This window comes from Acidobacteriota bacterium, assembly GCA_016716905.1.
Classification (GTDB): domain Bacteria; phylum Acidobacteriota; class Vicinamibacteria; order Vicinamibacterales; family SCN-69-37; genus SYFT01.
In genome coordinates, this window is sequence record JADJUS010000004.1 from 1,415,494 (window position 1) to 1,439,746 (window position 24,253).

Here is a 24,253-nt window from a genome sequence, read left to right on the forward strand (position 1 = left end):
CGTTATGTCGGCGCCCCGTAAACCCATCAGCAAGGCCTCGATGCCCGCAATCGCCCGACCCAGCGTTGTGCTGACGTGTGTGCTGGCCTGGGTGTTTCCCGGAGCCGGGCACATGCTGCAGGGCCAGGCCGGCAAGGCGTTGGTGTTTGGCACGATGCTGCTGCCGATGTACGTCCTGGGGTTGGCGTTCGGTGGGCGGCTCTTCCCGTTCCAGAGTGTTGAGCCCTTGATGCTCCTCGCGGCCGCCGCCCAGTGGATGATTGGCGCAACCCGGTTGGTGGCGGGCTGGGCCGGCTACGGACTCGGCGACGTGGTCGCCGCTTCCTACGAATACGGCAACACGTTTCTCATCGTGGCCGGACTGATGAATGTGCTGGTGATCTTCGACGCCGCCGATGTGGCCCGCGGTGGGAAGGTGGAAACGCCATGACCAGTCACCTGGGCCTGTTGATCCTGTTCGCGGCGCTGGTGTCACCGGTGTTTGCGGCCCTGCATCGCGACGACCTCCAGACGGGGCTACGGTTTGCCGCGCGGCTGTTCGGCGCGCTTGTGGGTGGCGCGCTGCTTCTCGGCTGGCTGCTGTATCTGGGTTTTGGTTAAGCCCGCTCAGTCGCGGGCGACAAGACTCGCGTGGAGCTGGGGGCCTGCTGTCCTGTGGATGGCTGCGACCTTTGCGGCCTCCCATCGATCGGCCATCCCCATCCCGTTCGGCGCGCCCGACTATGTGGCCCATGCGCTGGGCTATGCCGGACTCGGGGCTTTGCTCGTACGGGCCCTCGCGGGCGGACCGCTCGGATCCATGACTCCCTCGCTGATCCTGCCTGCCGCGCTCATGGGCGCCCTCTACGGCTTGAGCGATGAATTCCACCAATCGTTTATCCCCGGACGCTTCGCCTCTGCCGGTGATCTTGCGGCCGATGCCATCGGGTCACTGGTGGGTGCCGTCGCGGCCGCCGCCATGGGCGCGTTCGTCCGGCGTATAAGGTGGCGGGTATAATCACGGGTGCATGTCCTTTGAAAACCTTCTGGTCGAGCGCGACGGCGGCGTCACCACCATCACCCTGAATCGCCCCAAAGTCCTGAACGCGCTCAACGCGCAGACCCTTGATGAATTGACGACGGCCTTTGACGCGGTTGCGGCAGATGCCGACACGCGCGTGGTCATCCTGACGGGCGCCGGCGATAAATCCTTCGTGGCCGGGGCAGACATCAACGAACTCGCAGTGCAGACGCCCGTGGGTGGGCGCGATCATGCGCGTCGTGGGCAGCGGTTGTTCGATCGCATCGAGCGCCTGGGAAAACCAGTTGTGGCCGCCGTCAATGGGTTTGCCCTCGGCGGTGGATGTGAGCTCGCGATGGCCTGCACGATGCGTATCGCAGCCGACACGGCCCGCTTCGGCCAACCCGAGATCAACCTGGGGATCATTCCCGGGTACGCAGGTTCACAGCGGTTGCCGCGACTCGTGGGCCGTGGCCGCGCGCAGGAGTTGTTGCTGACCGGCGACATGATTGGCGCCGACGAGGCGCACCGCATCGGCCTGGTCAATCGCGTGGTGCCCGCCGCGCAGTTGATGGACGAGGCGCGCAAGCTGGCGCAGACGCTGGCCACCAAAGCGCCGGTGGCTGTGCGCTACATTCTCGACGCGGTCGCCAGCGGCGCCGATATGGCGTTTGCCGAGGCCGAGGACCATGAGGCCACGTTGTTTGGCCTGGTCTCCACCACCGACGACATGCGTGAAGGCACGCGGGCGTTTCTCGAAAAGCGCAAGCCGACGTTCACCGGAAAATAGCGGATGCCGACCCGAGTCGCCCTGGTCGTCTCCCGGTACCACGACTTTGTCACCAGCCGACTGGAGGCGGGCGCGCGCGCAGCGTTGCGCGAGGCCGGCGTCCTTGACGACGACATCGTGACGTTTGTGGTCCCCGGCGCCTATGAGTTGGCGCAGGCGGCACAACGCGTGGCCGAAGCGGAGCGGTGGGACGCGGTCGTGTGTCTTGGCTGCCTCATCCGCGGTGAGACACCGCACTTCGACTACATCGCCACGGCCGCGGCCGAGGGCATCATGCGCGCCGCACAGGCCACGGGTGTGCCCATTGCGTTTGGCGTGTTGACGACCAACACGGCCGAGGAAGCGTTGGCGCGTGCCGGCGACGGTCCGGCGAACAAGGGGCGGGAGTCGGCCACGGCCGCGCTTGAGATGGCGCAGTTGTATCGATCGCTGCCGTCACGCAACGGAGCCGCGTCGTGAACACGACGCCCCGTCATCAGGCGCGCGAAGCGGCCCTGCAGGCGCTGTACTTCTGGGAGGTTGGCGGCACCGCGCCCGACGAGGCGCTGGATGGCGTGTTTGCCGAACACCTGCCGGAGGCGACCGACGCCGTTCGCGCGTTTGCCGAGGTGCTGATGCGGGGCGCGGTGGCGCACCATCAGGAAATTGACGCGCTGATCGAGAAACAGGCGAGTCACTGGCGTCTCGAACGGCTGGCGCTGATGGACAAGCTGATCCTGCGCCTCGCCGTGTGGGAATTGCAGCACCAGCCCGAGACGCCGCCGGCGGTGATCGTGAACGAGGCGCTTGAACTTGCCCGTACGTTCAGCGCCGACGAATCGGTCAAGTTTGTTAACGGAGTCCTGGACGGGATTCGGCGCTCATTGTTGGTGGGGTAATCGTTGTCATGGCGAACGAAGTAGAGCAGATCGCGCAGCGCAAGGCCAAGCTTGAGGAACTGGTAGCCCTTGGTGTGCCGCCGTATCCCGTGCGGTTCGATCGCACTGCGACCATTTCGGAAATCGTCGCCGCGTTTACCGACACCACCGGCGAGGTGCTGGAAGCGGACAAGCCCCAGGCGCGCGTGGCCGGTCGCATTCTGTCGATCCGGAGTTTCGGCAAAGCGAATTTCCTTGTGCTCTCGGATGGCCTCACTCGCCTGCAGGTGTACGTGCGCGCAGACTCGATGCCTGAGCGCGACTTCGAGATCTTCAAGCGCCTGGACTTCGGCGATCACGTGGGTGTGTCGGGCCGGGTGTTTCGCACCAAGACCAATGAGCTGACGATCTTTGCCGAATCGATCGTGTTTCTCGCCAAGTGCCTCCTGCCACTCCCCGAGAAATGGCACGGGCTTACCGACGTTGAGATTCGCTACCGCCAGCGCTACCTCGACCTCATCGTCAATGCTGAGGCACGCAAGGTGTTCGAGACGCGCGCCAGGGTCGTGGCGGGCATCCGTCGTTTCATGAACACCCGTGGGTTTCTCGAGGTCGAGACGCCGATGATGCAGCCCATCGCCGGCGGCGCATTGGCGCGGCCCTTCGTGACGCATCACAACACGCTCGACATGCAGCTCTACCTGCGCATCGCGCCGGAGTTGTATCTGAAGCGGCTGACCGTGGGCGGCTTTGAAAAGGTCTACGAGATCAACCGGAATTTCAGGAACGAAGGCATTTCAACGCAGCACAATCCTGAATTCACGATGCTGGAGTTCTACGAAGCGTACGTGGACTATCAGCACCTGATGGCAATGACTGAAGAGATGCTGGCCGACGTCGCGCTGGAAGCCACCGGCGGGCTCGAGTGCCAGTTCAACGGCCACACAATTTCGTTTGCTGCGCCGTTCCGCCGCCTGTCGTTGCGTCACGCCGCCGCCGAGGCGGCGACCGAGAAGCTGGGGCGCCCGGTCACTGAGCCCGACCTGCGCGACAGGGAAAAAGCCGCGGCTGTGGCGAAGGCCTTGGGCTTTGAAGTGAAGGCGTCTCACGGCGCCGGCAAGCTCGCCACCACGATCTTTGAGGGGCTGTGGGAAGACCAGCTCGTGCAGCCGACGTTTGTGTACGACTTTCCGACCGAAGTGTCGCCGCTGTCCAAGCAAAAGCCGGACGATCTGGACACCGTTGAACGGTTCGAAATGTACGCCGGCGGTTTTGAAGTGGCCAACGGGTTCAGTGAGCTCAACGACCCGGCAGAGCAACGCCGCCGGTTCGAAGGCCAACTGAAGGACCGCGCCGCCGGCGACAGCGAGGCGCACCAGATGGACGAAGACTACGTCCGCGCCCTCGAATACGGCATGCCCCCCACAGGCGGCGAGGGCATCGGCATCGACCGGCTCGTGATGCTCCTCACGGGGAGCCCGTCGATTCGGGATGTGATTCTGTTCCCTCTGATGCGCCCTGTGAAAATTGAGCCAATTGGGCAATAGGCAATGTCTTTCCCCTGGTTCATCGCCCTCAGGTATCTGACCGCCCGCCGGAAGCAGGCGTTCATCTCGCTGATCTCGCTGGTGTCGATCCTCGGCGTGGGCGTGGGGGTGATGGCGCTGATCATCGCGACGGCGCTGATGACCGGCGTGCAGGGTGAACTGCGGGATCGCATCGTCGGCGCCACAGCCCACATCAATGTCTACAAGACTGCCGATGGCGGCCTCCTGGATGTGGAGGCCGAGGCGCAGAAGATGCAGGTGGAGGGCGTGGTGGGTGTGGCCCCGGTCGTCGCGGGGCAGGGCATGATCGTGTTCAACGGTCTGCAGGCGCCTCTGCAACTGAAAGGGGTCGACCCCGTACGCGAGGTGCAGGTCACCGATCTGGGGTCATCGATGACCGCAGGCGGCCTCTCGAAGTTTGTCGCCGCCCCTGAGACGGGACCGGAGGATGAGCCCATCTACGACCCGATCCTGCTGGGTCAGGATCTGGCCGACCGCTTGCGCGTGACGGTGGGCGACCACGTGCAGATCATGACGCCGGAAGCTGTGATGACGCCGCTGGCCTTGATGCCGCGGATGCGCCGCTTTCAGGTGGTCGGCATCTTCAAACTGGGGTTCTACCAGTTTGATGCGAACTACGGGCTGATCCCGATGTCTGTGGCGCTCGACTTCCTGAGCCAGCCCGGGCCCGACGCGATGCAACTCAAGGTGGCCGACCTGGATGCAGCGCCTGCGATCGCCGAGCGCTTACGGAACGCGTTGGGCGATTCGTACGCCACGGAAGACTGGACCGAAACCAACGCGTCGCTGTACTCGGCGCTCCGCCTCGAGAAGGTGGCCATCGCGCTCACCATCGGGCTCATCGTCATGGTGGCCGCGCTCAACATCGTGGCGTCGCTCGTGTTGCTCGTGATGGAAAAAAGCCGCGACATCGGCATTCTGCGCACGATGGGCGCGCCGGCCTCGGCCATCAGGCGCATCTTTCTGCTGCAGGGCCTGACGATTGGCGCCATCGGCACCGGCGCGGGCACGCTGATGGGCCTGCTCGTGTGCTGGGTGTCGGAGCACTATCGCTTGTTTGAATTGCCGGGCGACGTGTACCAAATCACGCGCCTGCGGTTTCAGGTGGTGCCGCTGGATGTGCTCACCATCATGGCCTCGGCGATGGTGATTTGCCTGGTCGCCACGTTGTACCCATCCCGCAAAGCCGCGTCGCTCGATCCGGCCGAAGCCCTGAGGTATCAGTAGCCATGGGCGTCATCGAGGCACGTGGCGTCGTCAAGTCGTATCAGACCGCCACGCGGCGTCTTGAAGTGCTGCGCGGCGTCGATCTGGACGTCAGCCCCGGGGAGATGGTGGCCATTGTCGGGGCCTCGGGCGTCGGGAAGAGTTCGCTGCTGCACGTGTTGGGCGGTCTGGACGTGTTCGACGCCGGCACGATTCGTCTGGGCGACGCCCAGATCCACGAGATGACCGACGCGGCCCGCGTGGCGTTTCGCAATCGGCACGTCGGCTTCGTGTTCCAGTTCCACCATCTGTTGCCCGAGTTTACGGCGCTTGAAAACGTTGAGATGCCCCTGCGCATCGCGGGCGCGCCGGCCGCCGAACGGCGTGCGCGCGCGGAAGAGTTGCTTGAGCGAGTCGGCCTGGCCGACCGGGCGTCGCACCGGCCGTCGGCGCTGTCCGGCGGTGAACAGCAGCGCGTGGCGATCGCCCGGGCCCTGGTGTCGCGCCCCACGGTGCTGCTGGCTGACGAACCGACCGGCAACCTTGACGAGGCCACCGCGGCCGACCTGCACCGGCTGATTCGCGACATGCACGCCGAACACGGCCTGACCTCACTCATCGCCACTCACAATCCGCTGCTCGCGGCGGCCTGTGATCGCATCCTCCGGCTCGAGGCCGGGCGGCTGAGCCCTGCCTGATCCACCGTATAATTGAGCCTGATGTTTGAGCGCTATACCGAACGTGCGCGGCGGGTGCTGTTTTTCGCCCGGTACGAAGCCACGCAACTGGGCAGCAACTCGATCGAGACCGAGCACCTGTTGCTGGGCCTCATCCGGGAAGGCAAGGGCCTGACGAGCCGGATCTTTGCCCGGTCACATCTGTCACTCGAAAGCATCCGCAAGGAAATCGAAGCCCGCACCACGTTCCGCGAGAAGGTCTCGACGTCGGTGGATATTCCGTTCAGTACCGAGACCAGGCGCGTGCTGCAGTATTCAGCCGACGAAGCCGACCGGTTGCTGCACACGTACGTCGGCACCGAGCACATCCTGCTGGGCCTGCTTCGCGAGGAGCGCTCCGTCGCGTCCTCGATTCTGCATGAAAAGGGCATGCGGCTGGTGAGTGTGCGCGACGACATCGTGCAGTTGCTCAACGAAAAAACCACGCCGGTCCGACCGAAAGAAACGCCCCTGCTTGCGGAGTTCAGCCGCGACCTCACGGACGCCGCCGCGCGGCATCAACTCGATCCGCTGGTGGGACGCGGGCTCGAACTGGAGCGCGTGCAGCAGGTGTTGTGCCGCCGCACCAAGAACAACGTCGTCTTGATCGGCGAGCCCGGCGTGGGCAAAACCGCCATCGTCGAAGGGCTGGCGCAGAAGATTGTGGATGGCGAGGCGCCGCACTTTCTTGCCGACAAGCGCGTGCTGGCCCTGGACTTGTCGTTGATTGTGGCGGGCACCAAATATCGCGGCCAGTTCGAAGAGCGCCTCAAGGCGATCATGAAGGAACTGATCGACAACCCGAACATCATCGTGTTCATCGACGAGTTGCACACGCTGGTGGGGGCGGGCTCGGCGGAAGGTTCACTGGACGCGGCCAACATCCTCAAACCGGCGCTGTCGCGCGGCCAGATTCGCTGCGTGGGCGCCACGACGCCGGCCGAGTACCGCAAATATATAGAGAAAGACCGGTCGCTTGAACGGCGGTTCCAGGCCGTGAAGGTGGACCCGCCCTCGGAAGAAGAGTCGCTGCAGGTCATGCTCGGCGTGAAGGACCGCTACGAGGCGTTCCATCACGTGGAGTACACCCCCGAGGCGCTTGAAGCGGCGGTCTATCAGTCCAGTCGATACATCACCGATCGATTCCTGCCCGACAAGGCCATCGACTTGATCGATGAGGCCGGGGCACGCGTGAAGTTGCGCGAAGCCAAGCTGCGCCAGGAAGCCGGCGCGTACACCAAGCAGGTCGTGACGCCGGTGCCGCTGGCCGAGGCTGAGGAAGACCTGAGCCTGGACGACAACGCGGTCGCGGTGGTGCGCGAATCGTTGATCGTGCATCCGCGTGGCCGCCGCGTGGTGGTGGGGCGCCAGGAAATTGACGAGGTCGTGTCCAAGTGGACCGGCGTGCCGCTGACGTCGATCAACGAAGACGAAGGCGACAAACTCCTGCGAATGGAGGAGGAACTCCACGGGCGGGTCATCAGCCAGGAGCGCGCGATTTCGGCGCTGTCTCGCGCCATTCGACGGTCACGCGCGGGTTTGAAGAACCCCAACCGCCCGGTGGGCAGCTTCGTGTTTCTTGGGCCCACAGGCGTGGGCAAGACGGAACTGGCGCGCGCGTTGGCCAGTTTCCTGTTTGGGTCGGATCAGGCGCTCATTCGTTTCGACATGTCCGAGTACATGGAGAAACACGCCGTCTCGAAGCTCATCGGGTCGCCGCCCGGCTACGTGGGCCACGAAGAGGGTGGCCAGCTGACCGAAAAGGTGAAGCGGCATCCGTACTCGGTGGTGCTGCTCGATGAAATTGAGAAGGCGCATCCGGACCTCTTCAACATCCTGCTGCAGGTCTTTGAGGATGGGCACCTGACCGATGGGTTGGGCAATCGCATCAACTTCAAGAACACGATCATCATCATGACGTCCAACATCGGGGCCCGCTTCATCCAGAAGAAGGCGTCGATGGGCTTCCAGGCGCAGGACAGCCGCGAAGTGCAGCGAACGGTCACCGAGATGGTGCTGGGTGAGGTCAAAAAGACCTTTAATCCCGAGTTCATCAACCGTGTCGATGAAATCATCGTGTTCGAGCCGTTGTCTGACGATGACCTGAGGCAGATTACGGTGTTGCTGGTGGATGGCCTGAATAAACACCTGGCGCAGCGGCAGTTGTCGATTTCGCTGGCGCCCGAGGCCGTAGACTGGATTATCGACGTCACCTGCCGCGACCGGACGTACGGCGCGCGGCCGTTGCGGCGGGCGATTCAGCGATACATTGAGGATCCCCTGTCCGAGGAACTGATTCGGGGTCAGTTGCGGACCGGGCACGTTGAGGTCTACCTTGACCACGGGACGCTGTCGTGGCGGTCCGCGGGTGGATCTGAGACCGGCCGCCCGCTGGCGGCGACCGTCTGAACGGAAAGCAAATACTCCCGCCCCCGTTTGGGCGGCTTTTGGGCCAGGTGCTGTGTTGACCCTGATCAAGCGTGTGTGTGTGGTGTTCGTCCTGATCGCGCTGACCGGCTTTGTGCCGGCATTGGTGCATGGCGCGGCGGGCCAGACGCCTCCCCCGGTGGCCCAGCAGGCCCAGCCGCCCGCCCAGCCGCAGGCGCCGGCGCTGCCCCCGACCGATATCGGCCCGGTACTCCGGAGTATCGAACTGAAGCTCGTCCCCGAGAACGTGTTCACCACGGTCCCGTCCGAGACCTACCTCTACTACGTGCGCACGGAGGCGTCCCGGCCTCTCACGCGCGGCACGTGGGTGCCCTACAACGCGGCGACCGAGGCGTCGCTGCTTGCGGACTTCGATCGGCTGTTTGCGACGCCTTTTGTTGACGACATGAGGATCGAGGTCGTGGACAGCGTCTATCCGAACGGTGTCATCGGCAAGCAGGTGGTGTTCCTGATCGAAGAACGGCGCCGCATCAAGATTGTTGATTACCCTGGCTCAAAGGAAGTGGCCATCGCCGACATCGAGAGCAAGCTGAAGGAACTGAGCCTCGACCTGAGGCTGGATTCCCCGGTGGATGACGCCGTGGTGCGCCGCGTGGCGGGCGTGGTCAAGACCCTGTATGCCGAAAAGGGCTATCAGTTTGCCACCGTGACGCCGACGACGAAGCCCGTGGCCGGCGGTCCGAAGCTGGTGCATCTGTCGTTCAACATCGATCAAGGGCCGAAGGTCAGGATTCGCGAGGTGGTGTTCGACGGCAACAACGAGGTCAGCGACGGCGCCCTGCGCAAGCGGATGAAGGTCAACAAGGCGCGCGGGCTCCTGGGCTTCATCAGCGGCGGCGGCACCTATCAGGACGCCAAGTTTGCCGAGGATGCGCAAGCGCTTGAGGCGTATTTCCGTGAACAGGGGTACGTGTTCGCGAAGGTGGGCCAGCCGCAGATTGAGCCGATTGAAGACTCGGCCGACGGCAAGAGCCGGTGGGTGCGACTCCGGATCCCCGTGGACGAGCGGACGCGGTATCGCGTGAAGTCGGTGTCGGTGGCGGGCAACGAAAACGTACCGACGGCGGCCATTCTCTCCGTGTTCGAGAAGCTCAAGGTGGGCGACTACTACTCGGAGAAGCCCGTCCGAAAGGGTTACGAAAAGCTTCAGGAGTTTTACGGCAGCGCGGGGTTCTGGGAATTCACCATGGACCCGGAAGTGAAGCCGAACGACTGGAATCTGGACACCGGCGAACCGATCCCCGGGTTTCAGGGCACGCCCGAAGTGGACGTGGTCATCAAGATCCAGGAAGGTGTGCGTTACTTCCTCAACCGGCTGACGTTCCTCGGCAACACCACCACGCGCGACTCGGTCATCCGGCGCGAGATGCGGTTGGTGGAAGGCGGCGTCTTCAACATGGAGTCGCTGAAGTTCAGCGTGCGCCGGTTGAACCAACTCGGCTACTTCAAGCCGCTCGAGAGCGAAGACTCGGTCAAGATCGAAAAGACTCCGAACGCCGACGGCAAGGTGGACGTGCGGCTGAAGTTTGAAGAGCAGAACCGCAACCAGTTGAGCTTCGGCGCCGGCATCTCGCAGTTCGAGGGTTTCTTCGGACAGCTGGGCTTCCAGACGTCCAACCTGATGGGCCGCGGCGAGACACTGTCGATTTCAGCGCAGAAGGGTTCGCAGGCGAAGAACTATCAGATCGCCTTCACCGAGCCGTTCCTGTTCGACCGCCCGATTACCGCCGGCATCGACTTGTATTCGCGGGAGGTGAACTATCTCTTCCAGTTCACCCAGGGGTCGACCGGTGCCAACCTCCTCTTCGGGTTCCCGGTAAAGAGCTGGTCGCGGTTTTATATCGGCTACAGCCTTGAGAATGTGTCGGTCTCGAATATCTCCGACATCTACAAAGACCCGAACGTGCTGGCGGGGAACCCGCTGCTGAGTGAATCACTGCTCATCAACTCGAACGGCAAACGAGTGATCAGCAAGATTTCGCCCAGCATCATGTACAACACGATCAACGAGCCGATCTTCCCGAGCAGCGGCACCAAGTACACGGCGGCGTTTGACATCGCGGGTCTGGGCGGCGACACGTCGTTCCTCCGCGGACGACTTGAGGGCACCTGGTATCTGCCGGTCACGCCCCGGACGTCGTTCGGGTTCCGCTTGCAGGGTGAATACGTCAGGCCGTACGGCGACACCACGACCCTGCCCATTTTCGAAAAGCTTGTGCTCGGCGGCGAGTACAGCATTCGCGGGTTCGACCTGCGCAGCGTCGGCACGCGTGACGAGCGCTCGGGCCTGGTGCTGGGCGGCAACAAGACGCTGCTGTTCAACGGCGAATACATGATTCGCGTCGGCGGCCCTGTGCGCCTCGTGTTCTTCTATGACGCCGGTCAGGTGCGCGACATCGGCGAGCGGTTTGTGTGGAAGGAAACCGTGTTCGAGACCGTGGCGGCCACGCCGCCCCTGCTGGCAGACCCTGGACAGGAAGTGGAACTGACGCCGGAAGGTTATGTGGCGCCCACGCCCACGCTTCGGGAGATCGGCAAGAGCTACGCGTTCAAGACGTCGATGGGCAGCGAAATCCGCTTCTTCATGCCGGTGCTCAACGTACCGTTCCGGCTGATCTTTGCGTACAACCCGCAGCGTGGCCGGGTGTTCAACAACAACCTGCGGCCGCAGCCGAAGTTCACGTTCCGGTTTGCTGTGGGAACGACGTTCTGAGGAAAGAAAAGGACCTCTGAGGTTCAACCTCAGAGGTCCTGGTTACCTCAGAGGTCTTGGACGCCTAGAAATGAACGACCGAGACCGTGAACTTCACGGGGGTGGTGACGCCGCCGACGTCGTAGACGCGCAGGCACAAACGGCCAGGGCCGCCCACCGTGCCGGTCAGGGTGGCAAATTCGAAGGCGCTGTCGTTTGAGATGACCGTCTGGCACCCAAGGCCGTTCCAGGTGCCCATTGCGAATCCGATGGGCTCAATCACGGGCACCAGGGCGGCCATCGTGGCGGTGGCCGTGCCGGCCGCCAGGGCCTCGAACGGGAAGGTCACGGCGCCGTTTTGGGCGAGCGTGCCGGTAAATGTCTCGGTAAATGACACCGGATCTTCCGTGGTGTCAGTCGGGGCCACCGGTCCGGCGTCGTCACAGGCCGCCGCAGTGGCTGCGAGCGTCAGAATAGCGAGGCTTCGGGCCAGGAAAGTTCGGGTCAGGAAAGGGCGTCTGAGCACAGCGGGGCGCATGGCGTCTAGTTTACTCGGACTGGCCTCAGCGGCACGTTCTACGTTATCGTTTCTTTTGGAAAGGTGTAGGTATAGACCACTCATGAGTAGACAGACGATCACTATGGCCATCTTGGCCGTTTTTGTGGCGGGCAACGCCCTGGCCCAGACAGCCCCTCCCGTACAGAATCCGCCGGTACAGAACCCGCCGGCGACAACGGCCAAACCACCGGCTCAGGCGGTTCCGGCGCCCCCCGCGGCTCCGGTGCAGCCGCCGTTCCCGGTTGAATCCAAGATCGGCTTCGTGGACCTTCAGTCGGTCGTCGCCCAATCGATTCTGGGCAAGGCCGGCTCCCAGCAGTACGAGGCACTTGGCAAGAAGCTGGAAGGCGAACTGACCGGGCTTCAGACCAAGTTGAAGGATGCCCAGACCCGGCAGCAGACGCAGGCCAACCTCCTGAGCGAAGTGGCCGCTGCCAACCTGGCGAAGGACATCGATCGGCTCACCCGTGAGCTGACGTTCAAGCAGCAGGAAGCCCAGTCCGAACTGCAGACGCTGCAGCAGGACCTGCTGGGTGATTTCGAGAAGAAGGTCATGCCGATTCTCGAGAGCCTTGCCAAGGAGCGCAACCTCCACATCGTGTTCAACGTGGAAAACAGCGGCGCGGTCTACGTGTTCCCGGGACTCAACCTCTCGCCGGAACTCGTCAAGCGCGTCGACGCGCAGTACTCGGCGAAGAAATAAGGCCCTCAGTCCTATGGGTCGGGTAGTCGGGCGCCGCCCGATTACCCGATTCGATTCCAGGTTCAAGATTGCCGATGTTTGCCTCCGTCCTAGACCGCCTGTCCTATCGCTATCCTTCAGTGCTGGTTGACGGCGTTCTGTCGCACGAACCTGGCGTGCGGATGGTGGCCGTCAAAAACGTCACCGTCAACGAAGAATTTTTCCAGGGACATTTCCCAGGCACACCTTTGATGCCGGGCGTGCTGCTCATTGAGTCGCTCGCTCAGGTCGCCACGCTACTGCTGGCCGACACCCTGCCGGGCCGCGGTGACCGCGTCGCGCTTCGCAGCGTAGACGATGTGAAATTTCGCAAGCAGGTGGTGCCGGGAGACCGGCTCGAACTGGATGTGAAGCTTGGCGCGCGGCGAGGGCCATTGGTGCGGGCTGAAGCCATTGCCACGAACAAGGGCCAGGTGGTGGCTGAAGCCCGGCTCCTGCTGGTGGTGGAGCCGGAGGTGGTGGTGCCGGAAGCCGACATCCACCCGACGGCCGTCATTCATCCTGGCGCCGTCATCGGCGAAGGCACGGTGGTCGGGCCCTACGCCATCATCGGCCCACGCGTGACCGTGGGCAATCACTGCCGCATTGGCGCCTCGACCGTGATCGACGGATGGACAGATATTGGCGACCATACCGAAATCTTTCCCCTCGCCTCGATTGGCCTCGCGCCCCAGGACCTCAAGTTCAAGGGCGAACCCACGCGACTCACGATTGGCACCAACAACGTCTTCCGTGAGTTCGTCACCATTCACCGGGGCACGGCTGGTGGCGGCGGCGTGACGACGATTGGCGACCACAACCTGTTCATGGCGTACGCCCACGTCGCGCACGACTGCCATGTCGGCAACCACACCATCTTCGGCAATGGCGCCACGCTGGGCGGTCACGTGACGGTTGATGACTGGGTGACGATCAGTGCCTTCTCGGGCGTGCACCAGTTCTGCCGCATCGGCAAGTTTGCGTTCATCGGCGGTTACACCGTGGTCACGCGCAACGCGCTGCCGTATGCCAAGACGGTGGGCAACCGCGCCCGCATCTATGGCCTGAACTCGATTGGCCTGGAACGCCGGGGCTTCTCGCGCGAACTGATCGGCAAGCTGCGCCGCGCGTATCGGCACCTCATCCAGCACAACACCAGCCGCGCCATCGAGTTGATCGAGGGCGACCCCACGCTGGCCGCTCCCGAAGTGGCGTTCCTGGTGGAGTTCATCCGGCACGCCGGGTCGCGTGGTGTCATTCTCAGGCGGCCCTCCCGCAGGGCTGGCGACGAGACCGGCGGGGAGTAAGATCTCCACCAGATGCCGCTGGGCCTGATCGCCGGGAACGGAACGTTTCCTTTTTTGATTCTCAGAGCCGCCCGCCAACTGGGCCACGAGGTCGTGGTGGTGGCGGTGGAGGGCGAGGCCTTTCCGGCGCTTGAAGACCTGGGCAAAGAGCTGGGCGGCGTGCAGCATTCGTGGGTGGCGCTCGGCCATCTCGGCACCTGCATCAAGACGCTGCAGCATGCCGGCGTGACCAAAGCCATCATGGCCGGCCAGGTCAAACACACGAAGCTGTTTGGCGGTGTGTTGCCGGACCTGACCATGCTGTCGGTCCTGGCGCGGCTCAAGTCGAAGAACACCGACGCGCTGATTGCCGCCATCGCCGATGTGCTGCTCAAACACGGCATCACCTTGATGGACTCCACAGAGCTGCTGGCAGGCTTGCTCGCGTCACCCGGTGTGCTCACGACCGCGCAGCCGACAGAATCCATGCAGGCGGACTTCACGTTTGGCTACGCGGTGGCCGACGCCGTGGCCGGCCTCGACGTCGGCCAAACCATCGTCGTCAAAGACCGCGCGGTGGTGGCGGTTGAAGCGATGGAAGGGACCGATGCCGCGATCGAACGAGCAGGGGCGTTGGCGGGCCCAGGCACGCGCGTGGTGAAGGTGGCCAAGCCGAAACAGGACATGCGCTTCGACGTGCCGGTCGTCGGTGTGGCCACCATTCGTGCCATGCAGGCCGCCGGCGCCGACGCGTTGTCCATTGATGCCGGCCGGACACTGGTGCTTGATGGCGCGGCGTTTCTTTCGGCCGCAAACGAGGCCGGCGTGGTGGTGGTGGGCCGGCCGCAGGGGACCAAATGAGCGCGGATGTGCGAATCGGGGTTGTGGGTGTGGGGCACCTTGGGCGTCACCACGCGCGTCTGCTGGCAGCGGCCTCCGGCGCGCGCCTGATGGGCGTGGCCGATGTGTCGGCGGAGCGGCGTGCCGCGGCGGCGTCCGCACAAGGCGTGGAGACGTTTGCCGACTATCGCGAGCTCATCGGCCGCGTTGACGCCGTCAGCATCGCGGTGCCGACCGTTGATCACTTTCGCGTGGCCCGCGATTTTCTCGAGGCGGGCGTTCACGTGCTCGTCGAGAAACCGATGACGGCTACGCTTGCCGAGGCCGAGGAGTTGATCGCGCTTGCGGACCGCGTTGGGCGTCGGCTGGCCGTCGGTCATACCGAGCGGTTCAACCCAGCCGTGGCTGCGGCAATTCCTCTGATCTCGGCGCCGCGGTTTATTGAGGTGCATCGGCTGAGCGGTTTTCCCGACCGCAGTCTCGACATCGACGTGGTCTTCGACGTGATGATTCACGACCTCGATATCGTGCTGGCGATCGACCACACCGAAGTCATCGCCGTTGAGGCCGTGGGTGTGCCGGTGCTTTCACACAAGGTGGACATTGCGAACGCGCGTCTGAAGTTCGCCTCGGGATGCACCGTGAACCTGACGGCGAGTCGCATCAGTCGCGACCGCGTGCGCAAGGTGCGCTTCTTCCAGCCGGACTTGTATGTGTCGGTGGACTACGGCGAGCAGGAGCTTGAAGCGTATCGCGTGATCCCGCGGCCGGGTGACCGACCGGCCATTGAAGGCGGCGCGGTGCCGGTGGAAAAAGGCGAGCCCCTCGGGAGAGAATTGCAGGATTTTGTGGATGCCATACGGGAAGATCGGGCGCCTCGCGTGACCGGCCAGGACGGCTATCGCGCGCTGGTGCTGGCCACGCGCGTGGCGGCAGCTATCGACGCGAATGACGCGAACGAAAAGGAGACCGGCACTCGCGTGTCGGGGTTGTGAGTATGTTGCAGGATCTGGAATCCAAAGCCTCGTCAGGTGAGTCGTTTTCCCACGAGGAGGCCGAGCGCGTGCTGGCCTGCGCCGACCTCGTCAGTGTTGGCACGCTTGGCGAGCTCGCACGCCGGGCCCGCCACGGTGAAGTTGTCACCTACGGCCACGTACTTGTGGTGGACGGTGACGCGGTGCCATCGGAACTGGGGGACGCGCGCGAGGTGCGGATCACCACGCGGCCCGAGTCGGTGGCGGCGGGTTGCGCGCTGGTGCGCGAGGTTGTGGCCGCTTCAGGCGATGTGCCAGTGACGGCATTCTCGGCCGCAGGCCTCCTGGACCTCGTCGGTGGTGACCACCTGGCTCTGGCTGATGCCGCCCGTGAGTTGCGTGAAGCTGGCCTGATGGGTATCGCGTTTTTTCCAGTGGATCGATTTGACGAACCGGCCGAACTGGTGCGGGCCCTCCGGCATGGTGGGCTCGAAGTCACGCGCGCGACCGTGGATCACGCGAGCACCCTGGCGGCACGTCTGGTCTGCATCGAACGGGTCGCTGCGCTTCAGCGTGAGGTAGGGGGGCTGCTCGCGTTCGCACCGTTACCGCGATTCGACGAGGTCGAAACGCCGTCCACCGGGTACGACGATGTGCGGACGATTGCGGTGGCGCGACTGGTGTGCGGCGAGGTGCCGTCCATCCAGGTGGACTGGGTGATGTACGGACCCAAACTCGCGCAGGTGGCCATTGCCTACGGCGCCAACGACATCGACAATGTGCCCGCGACCGATGCCCTGGGACTGGGTCATCGCAGGAGCCCGCGCACCGACATCGCGCGTCAAATCTCTGCGGCGTTCGCGACCCCGTCGGCCCGCAACAGCCGATTCGAACGGGTGTCGTGAGTGTCGAAAATTCGTCTCGGCTCGGTCAACTATCTCAACTGCCGGCCGCTGGTGCATGGACTTGGCGGTGACGCCGATCCGCTGTTTTCGCTGCGTTTCGACCCGCCCGCCGAGTGCGCTTCGCTCCTGTCATCCGGAGAGATTGACCTCGGGTTGATTCCGACAATCGCGTACGCCGATCGGCCCGGCGACCTGGTGGTGCCCGGTGTGTCGATCGCGTCCGAGGGCCCAGTGGCGTCGGTGGCTCTGTTCACACAGAAGCCCCTGTCCGAGATTCACACCATCGCGCTCGATACCAGTTCCCGCACTTCAGTGGCGTTGACGCGCATCCTGTGTGCGCGACGGTTCGGCATTGCGCCCACGTTCGTGCGCCACGCCCCGGATCTTGAATCCATGCTGGCCGGCCACGACGCAGCGTTGCTGATTGGCGACCCGGCGTTGTTTGTGGACCACCGCGCGCTTGGTGCCGAGAAGATCGATCTGGGCCAGGCGTGGACCGACATGACCGGGCTGCCGTTTGTGTGGGCGTTCTGGTCCGGGCGCGCCGATTGCCTTCCGCCGCACGCCGTCAGGCGCATGCAGGCGGCGAAAGAGGCGGGCGTGTTGGTGTCCGACGCCTTGGCCGATGCCTACATGGCGGACCGGCCGCAGTACCAGGCCATCGCGCGCCACTATCTGCGCGAACATATCCTCTTTGACCTGACGGACCGCATGCTCCAGGGACTGCAAACGTACTACCGTGAGGCCGCGGCCGTGGGCCTGATCGCGTCGCCTGTTGAGCCGCGGTTCTTCGCGTCGGCCGCGTTGGCCACAACGGATCGGTGATGGCGGCCGACGGTCCTCGCCGACCCGCCATCATCTTCATCTTCATCACCGTCGTCCTCGACGTCCTCGCCCTCGGGATCGTCATTCCCGTGTTGCCTCTGCTTGTTGAGGAGTTCCTGGGCGGAGACACCTCGCGCGCGGCCACGATGTTCGGGTTGTTTGGGACAGCGTGGGCGTTGATGCAGTTTGTGTTCGCGCCTATCCTCGGCGCGTTGTCCGACCGCTTTGGCCGTCGGCCGGTCATCCTCATTTCATGCGCGGGCCTGGGGCTGGACTACGTCCTGATGGCGCTGGCGCCGAGCCTGTCGTGGCTATTTGTCGGGCGCGTGATTTCGGGAATCACGGCCGCCAGTTTCTCAACGGCAGGCGCGTACATTGCCGACGTCACGCCTGTGGAGAAGCGGGCCGCCGGATTTGGCATGATTGGCGCCGCGTTCGGACTGGGGTTTGTCCTTGGCCCGGCGATGGGCGGCATTCTCGGTGCCGTGGATCCGCGACTACCGTTTTGGGTGGCGGCCGCACTGGCGTTGGCCAACGCCGCGTATGGCTACTTCGTGTTGCCCGAGTCTCTGCCGCCTGAAGCGCGGAAAGCGTTTTCGTGGGCACGCGTCAATCCGCTCGGGTCCTTGCGTCTGCTCCGATCGCACAAGGAGCTGTTCGGCATCGCCACCGTCACGGTGTTTTACCACCTGGCGCACCATGTGTTGCCCAGCGTGTTTGTGCTGTACGGCGCATACCGGTATGGGTGGGACGCACGCGCCACGGGGCTGACCCTGGCCGTGGTCGGTGTGGTCAGCGTCATTGTGCAGGGCGGCCTCGTGCGGCCGCTGGTCGCTAAATTCGGTGAGCGGGCGATGCTGCTGACGGGGCTCGCGTGTGGCGCGGTGGGGTTTGTTGTGTATGCGCTGGCTGAGACCGGCACCGTGTTCTGGCTCGGCATTCCAGTGTTTGGGCTGATGGGCTTGTATGGGCCGTCAGCACAGGGCTTGATGACTCGCCATGTTCAGCCGTCGGAGCAGGGGCAGCTACAGGGCATCAACAGCAGCTTCATGGGGCTGACCGGCATCATCGGTCCAGGGCTGTTCACGCTGACGTTTGCGGCGTTCATCGGCCCGTATGCGAGCTGGCACGTGCCGGGCGCCCCGTTTCTGCTGGCCGCCGTCCTGATGGTTGTTGCGTTCACGATCGGCTGGCGGGTGACGAAGGACGCGTGACGCCGCCGTGTGTGGGCGAGGCCACGGGCGGCGCGGTTGAAGTAGCATTTGAGAAGGCTTTGTGATGACTGTAGCGGCCATTGCTGACAAATTGCGTGCGGGCGGGCGGCTGACTCGCGACGAGGCGCTGGAGTTTTACCTTCACGCGCCCACATCCCTGCTTGGTGGGCTTGCGGATCAGGCGCGTGCGCGCCGGCATCCGGAAGGGGTGGTGACGTACATCATCGACCGCAACGTCAACTACACCAACGTCTGTGTGGCGCGCTGCAAGTTCTGCGCGTTTTACCGGCCTGTGGGGTCGTCGGAAGGCTACACGCTGGGGTTCGACGAGATCTTCAAGAAGATTGAAGAGACCATTTCGCTTGGCGGCGGGCAGCTGTTGCTGCAGGGCGGACACAATCCCGACGTTCCGCTGGAATGGTACGAAGATCTGTTTCGCCAGGTGAAGAGCCGGTATCCGGAGTTCCGGCTGCACGCGTTGTCTCCACCGGAAGTCATTCACATTTCGCGGCTGTCGGGGCTGCCGACGGCGGAGGTCATCGATCGCTTGATCGCTGCGGGTCTTGATAGCGTGCCTGGTGGCGGCGCCGAGATTCTGGTGGACCGCGTGCGCAAGATCCTCAATTGCTACACCAAGGCCACTGCCGACGAGTGGCTGGGTGTCATGCGCGAGGCGCACCGCGCCGGGCTGCGCACCACCGCCACGATGATGTACGGCACGGTGGAAACGGTCGAGGAGCGGCTCGAGCATCTGTTCCGCCTGAGGGACCTTCAGGATGAGACCGGCGGGTTCACCGCGTTCATCGCGTGGAGTTACCAGCCCGAGCACACGGAACTTGGTGGCACCGAGGCGACCGGCATCGACTATCTGCGCACCCTGGCGCTCTCGCGCCTCGTGCTCGACAACTTCGACAACCTGCAGTCGTCGTGGGTGACGCAAGGTGGCAAGGTCGGCCAGCTGAGCCTGGCGTACGGGGCCAACGACATGGGCTCGGTGATGATCGAGGAAAACGTCGTACGCGCGGCCGGTGCCGAGTACTGCATGGACGAGTTTGAAGTGGTGCGCAACATCGAGGGCGCCGGCTTCGTGGCCAAGCGTCGCAACATGCACTATGACGTTCTGGGCGCTCCGGTATTTCGCGAGCGCGACGTGCCGCGGATGCGCGAGCTCGCCGTTGCGCGCGACGATGGGCGCGCGGGCGAAGCACCGGACCTGCGCGACTACGAAGCTCGCTCGGCTGCGGGCAAACGCGCTCGACAATGAGCTGAGTGGCTCACTGCAAATGACTTCTTATCGCGCGAGTTGGGTACTGCCGATTAGCGGCCCGCCCCTGCGAGATGCCTGGGTGTCGGTCAGCGACGGCCTTGTGACCGAGGTCGGGACCGGCCGCGCGCCGAGTCCTGTCGTTGAATTGGGCGACGTCGCCCTGTTGCCAGGACTGGTCAACGCGCACACACACCTCGAATTGAGCTGGATGGCTGGGCTCGTGCCGCCGGCGGGGGCCATGGACGAGTGGATCAAGACGCTCCTGAGCGTGAGGCGCGCCGGGCCTGCCGGGGGAGACGAAACGGTCGTGACCGCCATGACGCGCGCCGTGGGCGACATCCTCGACACCGGCACGGCCCTGGTGGGCGACATCTCGAATTCGCTGATGTCGGTGCCCGTCTTCGCGGCGCGGGAACTGGCCTGCGTCGTCTTTCACGAGATCCTCGGCTTCAACCCCGCGGACCCGCAGGCAATGGTCCGCGACGCCCAAGAAAGACGTCGGGTGTCATTAAAACGACCTCTGAGGTCGTTTCAGGATAGCGACTCGCTGAAACGACCTCAGAGGTCGTTTTCAGACACACCCGACGCCTTTTCTGCGGTCGTCGGGCACGCGCCCTACTCGACGGCGCCCGCGCTGTTCGCAGAAATCGCCGCGCAGCATCAGGGGCCGGCGCCCCTCTCCGTGCACATCGCCGAATCGGCCGAAGAAGTGGAGTTTCTTCACACCGGCCAGGGACCGATGCGCACGCTGCTGGAAACACTCGGGGTGTGGACCGGTGCATGGCAGGTGCCACGGTGCGGCCCGCTGGAGTTCCTCAAGCGGCTGGGGTACCTCAAGCCAGGCACCTTGCTGGTCCACGGCGTCCACTTGACCGTTCGGGAACTCGAGCAGGCCCGCGACGCCGAGGCCGTCATCGTGACGTGCCCGAGAAGCAACACGTGGGTCGGAGGCGGTGTGCCGCCCATCGCCCGGTTTTATGGTGCGGGCGTGCCCGTGGCCATCGGCACCGACAGCCTCGCGTCCGCCGAGACCCTCAACATGTTCGACGAATTGGCAGCGCTCCGACGGCTCGCGCCGGAAGTGGATGCCGCGCAACTGCTCGACAGTGCCACCAGGGTGGGAGCCGAGGCGCTCGGGTTTGGTCAGCACTACGGCACCATCAGCCCTGGACGTCAGGCCCAGCTGGTGTCCGTCGCGTTACCGGCCGGCGTCCGGGGCCGTCCTGAGGATGTGGAAGAATACTTGGTGAGTGGAGTGTCAGCCGCTGACGTCTCACGGCTGAACGTTCCGTCCCACTAAATGTTTGACCGCCTCCGCACCTACGCCTCGTTCGTCCGCATCAGCCACTCGGTATTCGCGTTGCCGTTTGCGCTGGTTGGGGCGCTGCTGGCCACCGAAGTCGAGCCCTGGAGCTGGATGCGCGGCCTGTGGATTGTCGTGTGTATGGTGACCGCCCGCAGCGCGGCGATGGGGTTCAACCGGCTGGCCGACGTCGCGTATGACGCGCGTAATCCCCGCACGGCCATGCGCGAACTGCCGCAAGGACGGATGAGCCGCCGCGAAGCGATCGCCTTTGTCGTCGTCTCATCCCTGGCCTTCGTCTACGGGGCCTCGCACCTCGGCTGGATCTGCCTGGCGCTCTCGCCGGTCGCGCTCGCCATCGTCTTCTGGTATTCGTTCGCCAAGCGCTTCACCTCGTACGCGCAGCTGTTTCTTGGCTGGCCATGGCCGTGGCGCCGGTGGGTGGATGGCTGGCCGCCGGGGGCAGGGAAGGGTGGGAGCCCTGGCTGCTGGGACTCGCCATCGGCGCGTGGGTCGGCGGCTTCGACGTGCTCTACGCCTGTCAGGACGTGGACGTGGATCGGCGCGAGGGGTTGCACTCCATTCCCGTGCGGTTCGGCATTGCGCGCGCGCTCAGCATCTCGCGGTTCATGCACGTGGTGGCGGTGGTGACGCTCGCCGCACTGGGAGTGGTGGCCGATCTGGGCACAGTCTACATGGCGGGCGTTGTGGGTGTGGCCGCGTTGCTCGTCTATGAGCAGTCGCTCGTGCGTCAGGACGATCTCTCGAAGGTCAAACTGGCCTTCGACCTCAATGGCTGGGTCGGGTTGTTGTATCTGGCCACGACGGCGGCGGATTTGTTTTTATGACTCCGACGCCTGCCACCTCTCGTCCCCACATCGCCGTGGGCGTCACCGGCGCAAGCGGCGCAATCTACGCCATGCGCACGATTGCCGCCCTGCTCGAAACCGGGTGCCATCTGGAGATCGTATTTTCCGACTACGGCAAACGTCTGCTGATGGACGAACTCGGCAGCGACGCGAAAGTGGATCGCCTGCAGGATTTGCTCGAACGCAAGTACGGGCCCGCCGTACAAAAGGGCACGTTTGTGGTGCACAGCAACAAGGACCTTGGCGCCACGCTGGCGAGTGGCAGCCATCGCTGCAGTGGCATGGTCATCGTGCCGTGTTCGATGAAGACCCTGGCCGGTGTGGCGCTGGGCCTGTCGCGCAGCCTCATCGAGCGCGCGGCCGACGTGATGCTCAAGGAGCAGCGCAAGCTCATCCTCGTGCCGCGTGAAACGCCCATGAGCCTGCCGGCGTTGCGCCATCAGGTGGCTGCCGCCGAAGCCGGCGCGATGATCCTGCCTGCGATGCCGGCGTTTTACCAGAAGCCCCAGACCATTGACGACCTCGCCGATTTCATCGCGGGCAAAATCCTCAACGGGTTGGGCTTCGACCAGCACCTGTTTGCCCCATGGAAGGGCGAATAGTGGTCTCCACGTCGCGTGACCCGGCGCGCATTGCCGGGATGTTTGACCGGATTGCGATCCGCTACGACACACTCAACCGGCTCATCAGCCTCGGGATGGACAAGGGCTGGCGCGCCCGTGGTGTTCGCGAACTCCATCTCACGGGCACCGAACGGGTGCTGGACATGTGCACAGGCACAGCCGACTTCGCGGTGGAAGCCGCCACGTCGGCGACCGGTCACGCTCGGAAGGTGATCGGCATCGACTTCGCAGGCGAGATGCTGCGCATTGGCCTGGCCAAGATCCACAAGGCCGGCCTCGCCGATCGCATCCATCTGGTGCGGGGTGACGCCACGAATGTGCCGCTCCCCGATGCCAGCGTTGAAGCGGCTATGGTGGGGTTCGGTATTCGCAACGTGGTCGATCGTGAGCGTGCGCTGCGCGAGTTCGCTCGTGTGCTCACACCCGGCGGGAGGTTGGCGGTGCTTGAGCCTGGCGCACCGCGAATTCCCGGCGTCAAGACCCTGCACCTGTGGTATCTCCGGTATCTCCTGCCGTTTGTCGGCCGCCTGCTCTCGAGGCATGGCGAGGCATACTCCTACCTTCCCGCGTCGGTGGAGCAGTTCCCCACGCCCGAGGCCTTTGCCACGCTGCTGAAAGAAAACGGCTTTGCCTCGGTTCGCACCGTCCCTTTGACCTTCGGCATCGTCTACCTCTATGTAGCGACCAAGGGGCAGAGCCACTAGATGTATCTGGATTTCGACGACCACCGGCCGGACACGCCCCATTTACCGCCCGCCTTCACACGGCTTGAGCGCATGCTGGCGACCGCGGTGGCGTACCTCGTCCTGGTGATTGCGTACCTCGTCATGCCGGCCTCATGGTTCGCGCCGAACGAGCTGGTCAACATGACGCCGGTTCCACCAAAAGATGATGTGACGTTTGTGATGATGGAGCCGCTGCGCGACATGCCGGCGCCTCCGAAGGTGACGGCTGAAGCATCAGATATCGATCGACAGGCTGCGACGCGTGACAAGGCGCCCGTGCCCGCGAACCCCGAGCCGTTCTCACGCGGTAATACGCCGGAGAAGGTGGAAGGCGCTCCGCCGGTGGAGCCGCCCAAGGGCGCGAATGGCGCCACCGCCAACGCGCCGCCGCCCCCTGACGCGCCCGTCGTGTTGCCGCCGACGGAGACCGTTGCGCGAACGCCTGGCGAGGGGCTGGCCAACTCGTTGCGCAACCTGCAAAAGTACCTGCGCGACGACAACTTCTCGAACGAAAACGGGGGCCAGACACAGCAGGACGCCCAAATCAGCTTCGACTCGAAGGGCGTGGACTTCGGATGGTGGCTGCGGCGGTTCGTAGCCCAGGTCAAAGGCAACTGGTTCATCCCGCAGGCCGCGATGGTGCTCAAGGGCAAGGTGGTGGTCACGCTCATGATCCACCGCAACGGCACCATCTCTGATGTGACATTGATTCAGTCGTCCGGCCACACCTCGCTCGACGTCTCGGCGGTCAACGCGTTGCGCGGGTCCAACCCCACCGTCGCCCTCCCGGCCGAGTACCCTGAAGACAAGGTGCTCTTCACGGTGACGTTCTACTACAACACGCGCTGACGCAGGTCGATGACGA

24 protein-coding genes and 1 pseudogene are annotated in these 24,253 nt (G+C 64.2%); 24 read left to right on the plus strand and 1 reads right to left on the minus strand.

Going from position 1 to position 24,253, the window contains the following annotated elements:
* Window positions 1-4 precede the first annotated feature (4 nt).
* The 11 genes from IPL75_10290 to bamA are packed head-to-tail and all read left to right on the plus strand — an operon-like array spanning window position 5 to window position 11,298.
* Window positions 5-430, plus strand: coding sequence for a hypothetical protein (locus IPL75_10290; GenBank protein MBK9240630.1), 426 nt, complete (start codon window positions 5-7; stop codon window positions 428-430).
* Complete coding sequence (locus tag IPL75_10295; protein ID MBK9240631.1) at window positions 427-600, plus strand: hypothetical protein; 174 nt, start codon at window positions 427-429, stop codon at window positions 598-600. Before IPL75_10290 ends, IPL75_10295 begins: the two co-directional genes overlap by 4 nt.
* Window positions 601-658: 58 nt before the next feature.
* Complete coding sequence (vanZ, locus tag IPL75_10300) at window positions 659-997, plus strand: VanZ family protein (protein ID MBK9240632.1); 339 nt, start codon at window positions 659-661, stop codon at window positions 995-997.
* A 10-nt stretch (window positions 998-1,007) separates the two neighbouring features.
* Window positions 1,008-1,790, plus strand: a complete 783-nt coding sequence (locus tag IPL75_10305) for an enoyl-CoA hydratase/isomerase family protein (GenBank protein MBK9240633.1) — start codon at window positions 1,008-1,010, stop codon at window positions 1,788-1,790.
* Window positions 1,791-1,793: 3 nt separating this feature from the next.
* A complete protein-coding gene (locus tag IPL75_10310) occupies window positions 1,794-2,249 on the plus strand; it encodes a 6,7-dimethyl-8-ribityllumazine synthase (GenBank protein MBK9240634.1) in 456 nt (151 codons plus the stop codon).
* Window positions 2,246-2,668, plus strand: a complete 423-nt coding sequence (gene nusB, locus IPL75_10315) for a transcription antitermination factor NusB (protein ID MBK9240635.1) — start codon at window positions 2,246-2,248, stop codon at window positions 2,666-2,668. Before IPL75_10310 ends, nusB begins: the two co-directional genes overlap by 4 nt.
* A gap of 8 nt (window positions 2,669-2,676) precedes the next feature.
* Entirely contained in the window at window positions 2,677-4,194 is a 1,518-nt protein-coding gene (gene lysS, locus IPL75_10320) for a lysine--tRNA ligase (GenBank protein MBK9240636.1), read from the plus strand.
* A gap of 3 nt (window positions 4,195-4,197) precedes the next feature.
* Window positions 4,198-5,442, plus strand: a complete 1,245-nt coding sequence (locus IPL75_10325; protein MBK9240637.1) for an ABC transporter permease — start codon at window positions 4,198-4,200, stop codon at window positions 5,440-5,442.
* A gap of 2 nt (window positions 5,443-5,444) precedes the next feature.
* Window positions 5,445-6,119: an ABC transporter ATP-binding protein gene (locus tag IPL75_10330; protein MBK9240638.1), complete on the plus strand. Its 675-nt coding sequence runs from the start codon at window positions 5,445-5,447 to the stop codon at window positions 6,117-6,119.
* A gap of 21 nt (window positions 6,120-6,140) precedes the next feature.
* Window positions 6,141-8,546, plus strand: coding sequence for an ATP-dependent Clp protease ATP-binding subunit (locus IPL75_10335; protein ID MBK9240639.1), 2,406 nt, complete (start codon window positions 6,141-6,143; stop codon window positions 8,544-8,546).
* 55 nt (window positions 8,547-8,601) lie between these two features.
* A complete protein-coding gene (bamA, locus tag IPL75_10340; protein MBK9240640.1) occupies window positions 8,602-11,298 on the plus strand; it encodes an outer membrane protein assembly factor BamA in 2,697 nt (898 codons plus the stop codon).
* 64 nt (window positions 11,299-11,362) lie between these two features.
* On the opposite strand, the gene IPL75_10345 is transcribed toward bamA, so the two are convergent.
* Window positions 11,363-11,803: a hypothetical protein gene (locus tag IPL75_10345; protein MBK9240641.1), complete on the minus strand. Its 441-nt coding sequence runs from the start codon at window positions 11,801-11,803 to the stop codon at window positions 11,363-11,365.
* Between the two features lie 94 nt (window positions 11,804-11,897).
* Here IPL75_10345 and IPL75_10350 point away from each other — a divergent pair, with 94 nt between their 5' ends.
* From IPL75_10350 to IPL75_10410, 13 genes and pseudogenes are all read left to right on the plus strand, one after another.
* On the plus strand, window positions 11,898-12,539 hold the full coding sequence (locus IPL75_10350; GenBank protein MBK9240642.1) for an OmpH family outer membrane protein: 642 nt from the start codon (window positions 11,898-11,900) through the stop codon (window positions 12,537-12,539).
* A 74-nt stretch (window positions 12,540-12,613) separates the two neighbouring features.
* The gene (gene lpxA, locus IPL75_10355) at window positions 12,614-13,864 is read left to right on the plus strand and encodes an acyl-ACP--UDP-N-acetylglucosamine O-acyltransferase (GenBank protein MBK9240643.1); all 1,251 of its coding nucleotides are present in this window, start codon (window positions 12,614-12,616) and stop codon (window positions 13,862-13,864) included.
* A gap of 12 nt (window positions 13,865-13,876) precedes the next feature.
* Window positions 13,877-14,704, plus strand: coding sequence for a UDP-2,3-diacylglucosamine diphosphatase LpxI (gene lpxI / locus IPL75_10360; GenBank protein MBK9240644.1), 828 nt, complete (start codon window positions 13,877-13,879; stop codon window positions 14,702-14,704).
* Window positions 14,701-15,678, plus strand: coding sequence for a Gfo/Idh/MocA family oxidoreductase (locus IPL75_10365; GenBank protein MBK9240645.1), 978 nt, complete (start codon window positions 14,701-14,703; stop codon window positions 15,676-15,678). The genes lpxI and IPL75_10365 overlap by 4 nt, the downstream gene beginning before the upstream one ends.
* A gap of 2 nt (window positions 15,679-15,680) precedes the next feature.
* Complete coding sequence (locus IPL75_10370) at window positions 15,681-16,562, plus strand: hypothetical protein (protein MBK9240646.1); 882 nt, start codon at window positions 15,681-15,683, stop codon at window positions 16,560-16,562.
* Window positions 16,563-17,387, plus strand: a complete 825-nt coding sequence (locus IPL75_10375; protein ID MBK9240647.1) for a menaquinone biosynthesis protein — start codon at window positions 16,563-16,565, stop codon at window positions 17,385-17,387.
* The gene (locus tag IPL75_10380; GenBank protein ID MBK9240648.1) at window positions 17,387-18,601 is read left to right on the plus strand and encodes a TCR/Tet family MFS transporter; all 1,215 of its coding nucleotides are present in this window, start codon (window positions 17,387-17,389) and stop codon (window positions 18,599-18,601) included. The genes IPL75_10375 and IPL75_10380 overlap by 1 nt, the downstream gene beginning before the upstream one ends.
* Window positions 18,602-18,665: 64 nt before the next feature.
* Entirely contained in the window at window positions 18,666-19,865 is a 1,200-nt protein-coding gene (mqnC, locus tag IPL75_10385) for a dehypoxanthine futalosine cyclase (protein MBK9240649.1), read from the plus strand.
* 19 nt (window positions 19,866-19,884) lie between these two features.
* On the plus strand, window positions 19,885-21,168 hold the full coding sequence (locus IPL75_10390; protein ID MBK9240650.1) for an amidohydrolase family protein: 1,284 nt from the start codon (window positions 19,885-19,887) through the stop codon (window positions 21,166-21,168).
* Window positions 21,169-22,019, plus strand: a pseudogene (locus IPL75_10395) (UbiA family prenyltransferase).
* The gene (locus IPL75_10400; protein ID MBK9240651.1) at window positions 22,016-22,642 is read left to right on the plus strand and encodes a UbiX family flavin prenyltransferase; all 627 of its coding nucleotides are present in this window, start codon (window positions 22,016-22,018) and stop codon (window positions 22,640-22,642) included. The pseudogene IPL75_10395 and the gene IPL75_10400 overlap by 4 nt, the downstream one beginning before the upstream one ends.
* Complete coding sequence (ubiE, locus tag IPL75_10405) at window positions 22,642-23,367, plus strand: bifunctional demethylmenaquinone methyltransferase/2-methoxy-6-polyprenyl-1,4-benzoquinol methylase UbiE (GenBank protein ID MBK9240652.1); 726 nt, start codon at window positions 22,642-22,644, stop codon at window positions 23,365-23,367. Before IPL75_10400 ends, ubiE begins: the two co-directional genes overlap by 1 nt.
* Window positions 23,368-24,237 carry a TonB family protein gene (locus IPL75_10410; GenBank protein ID MBK9240653.1) on the plus strand — a complete coding sequence of 290 codons (870 nt, stop codon included), beginning with the start codon at window positions 23,368-23,370 and terminating at the stop codon, window positions 24,235-24,237.
* The last annotated feature ends 16 nt before the right edge of the window (window positions 24,238-24,253 follow it).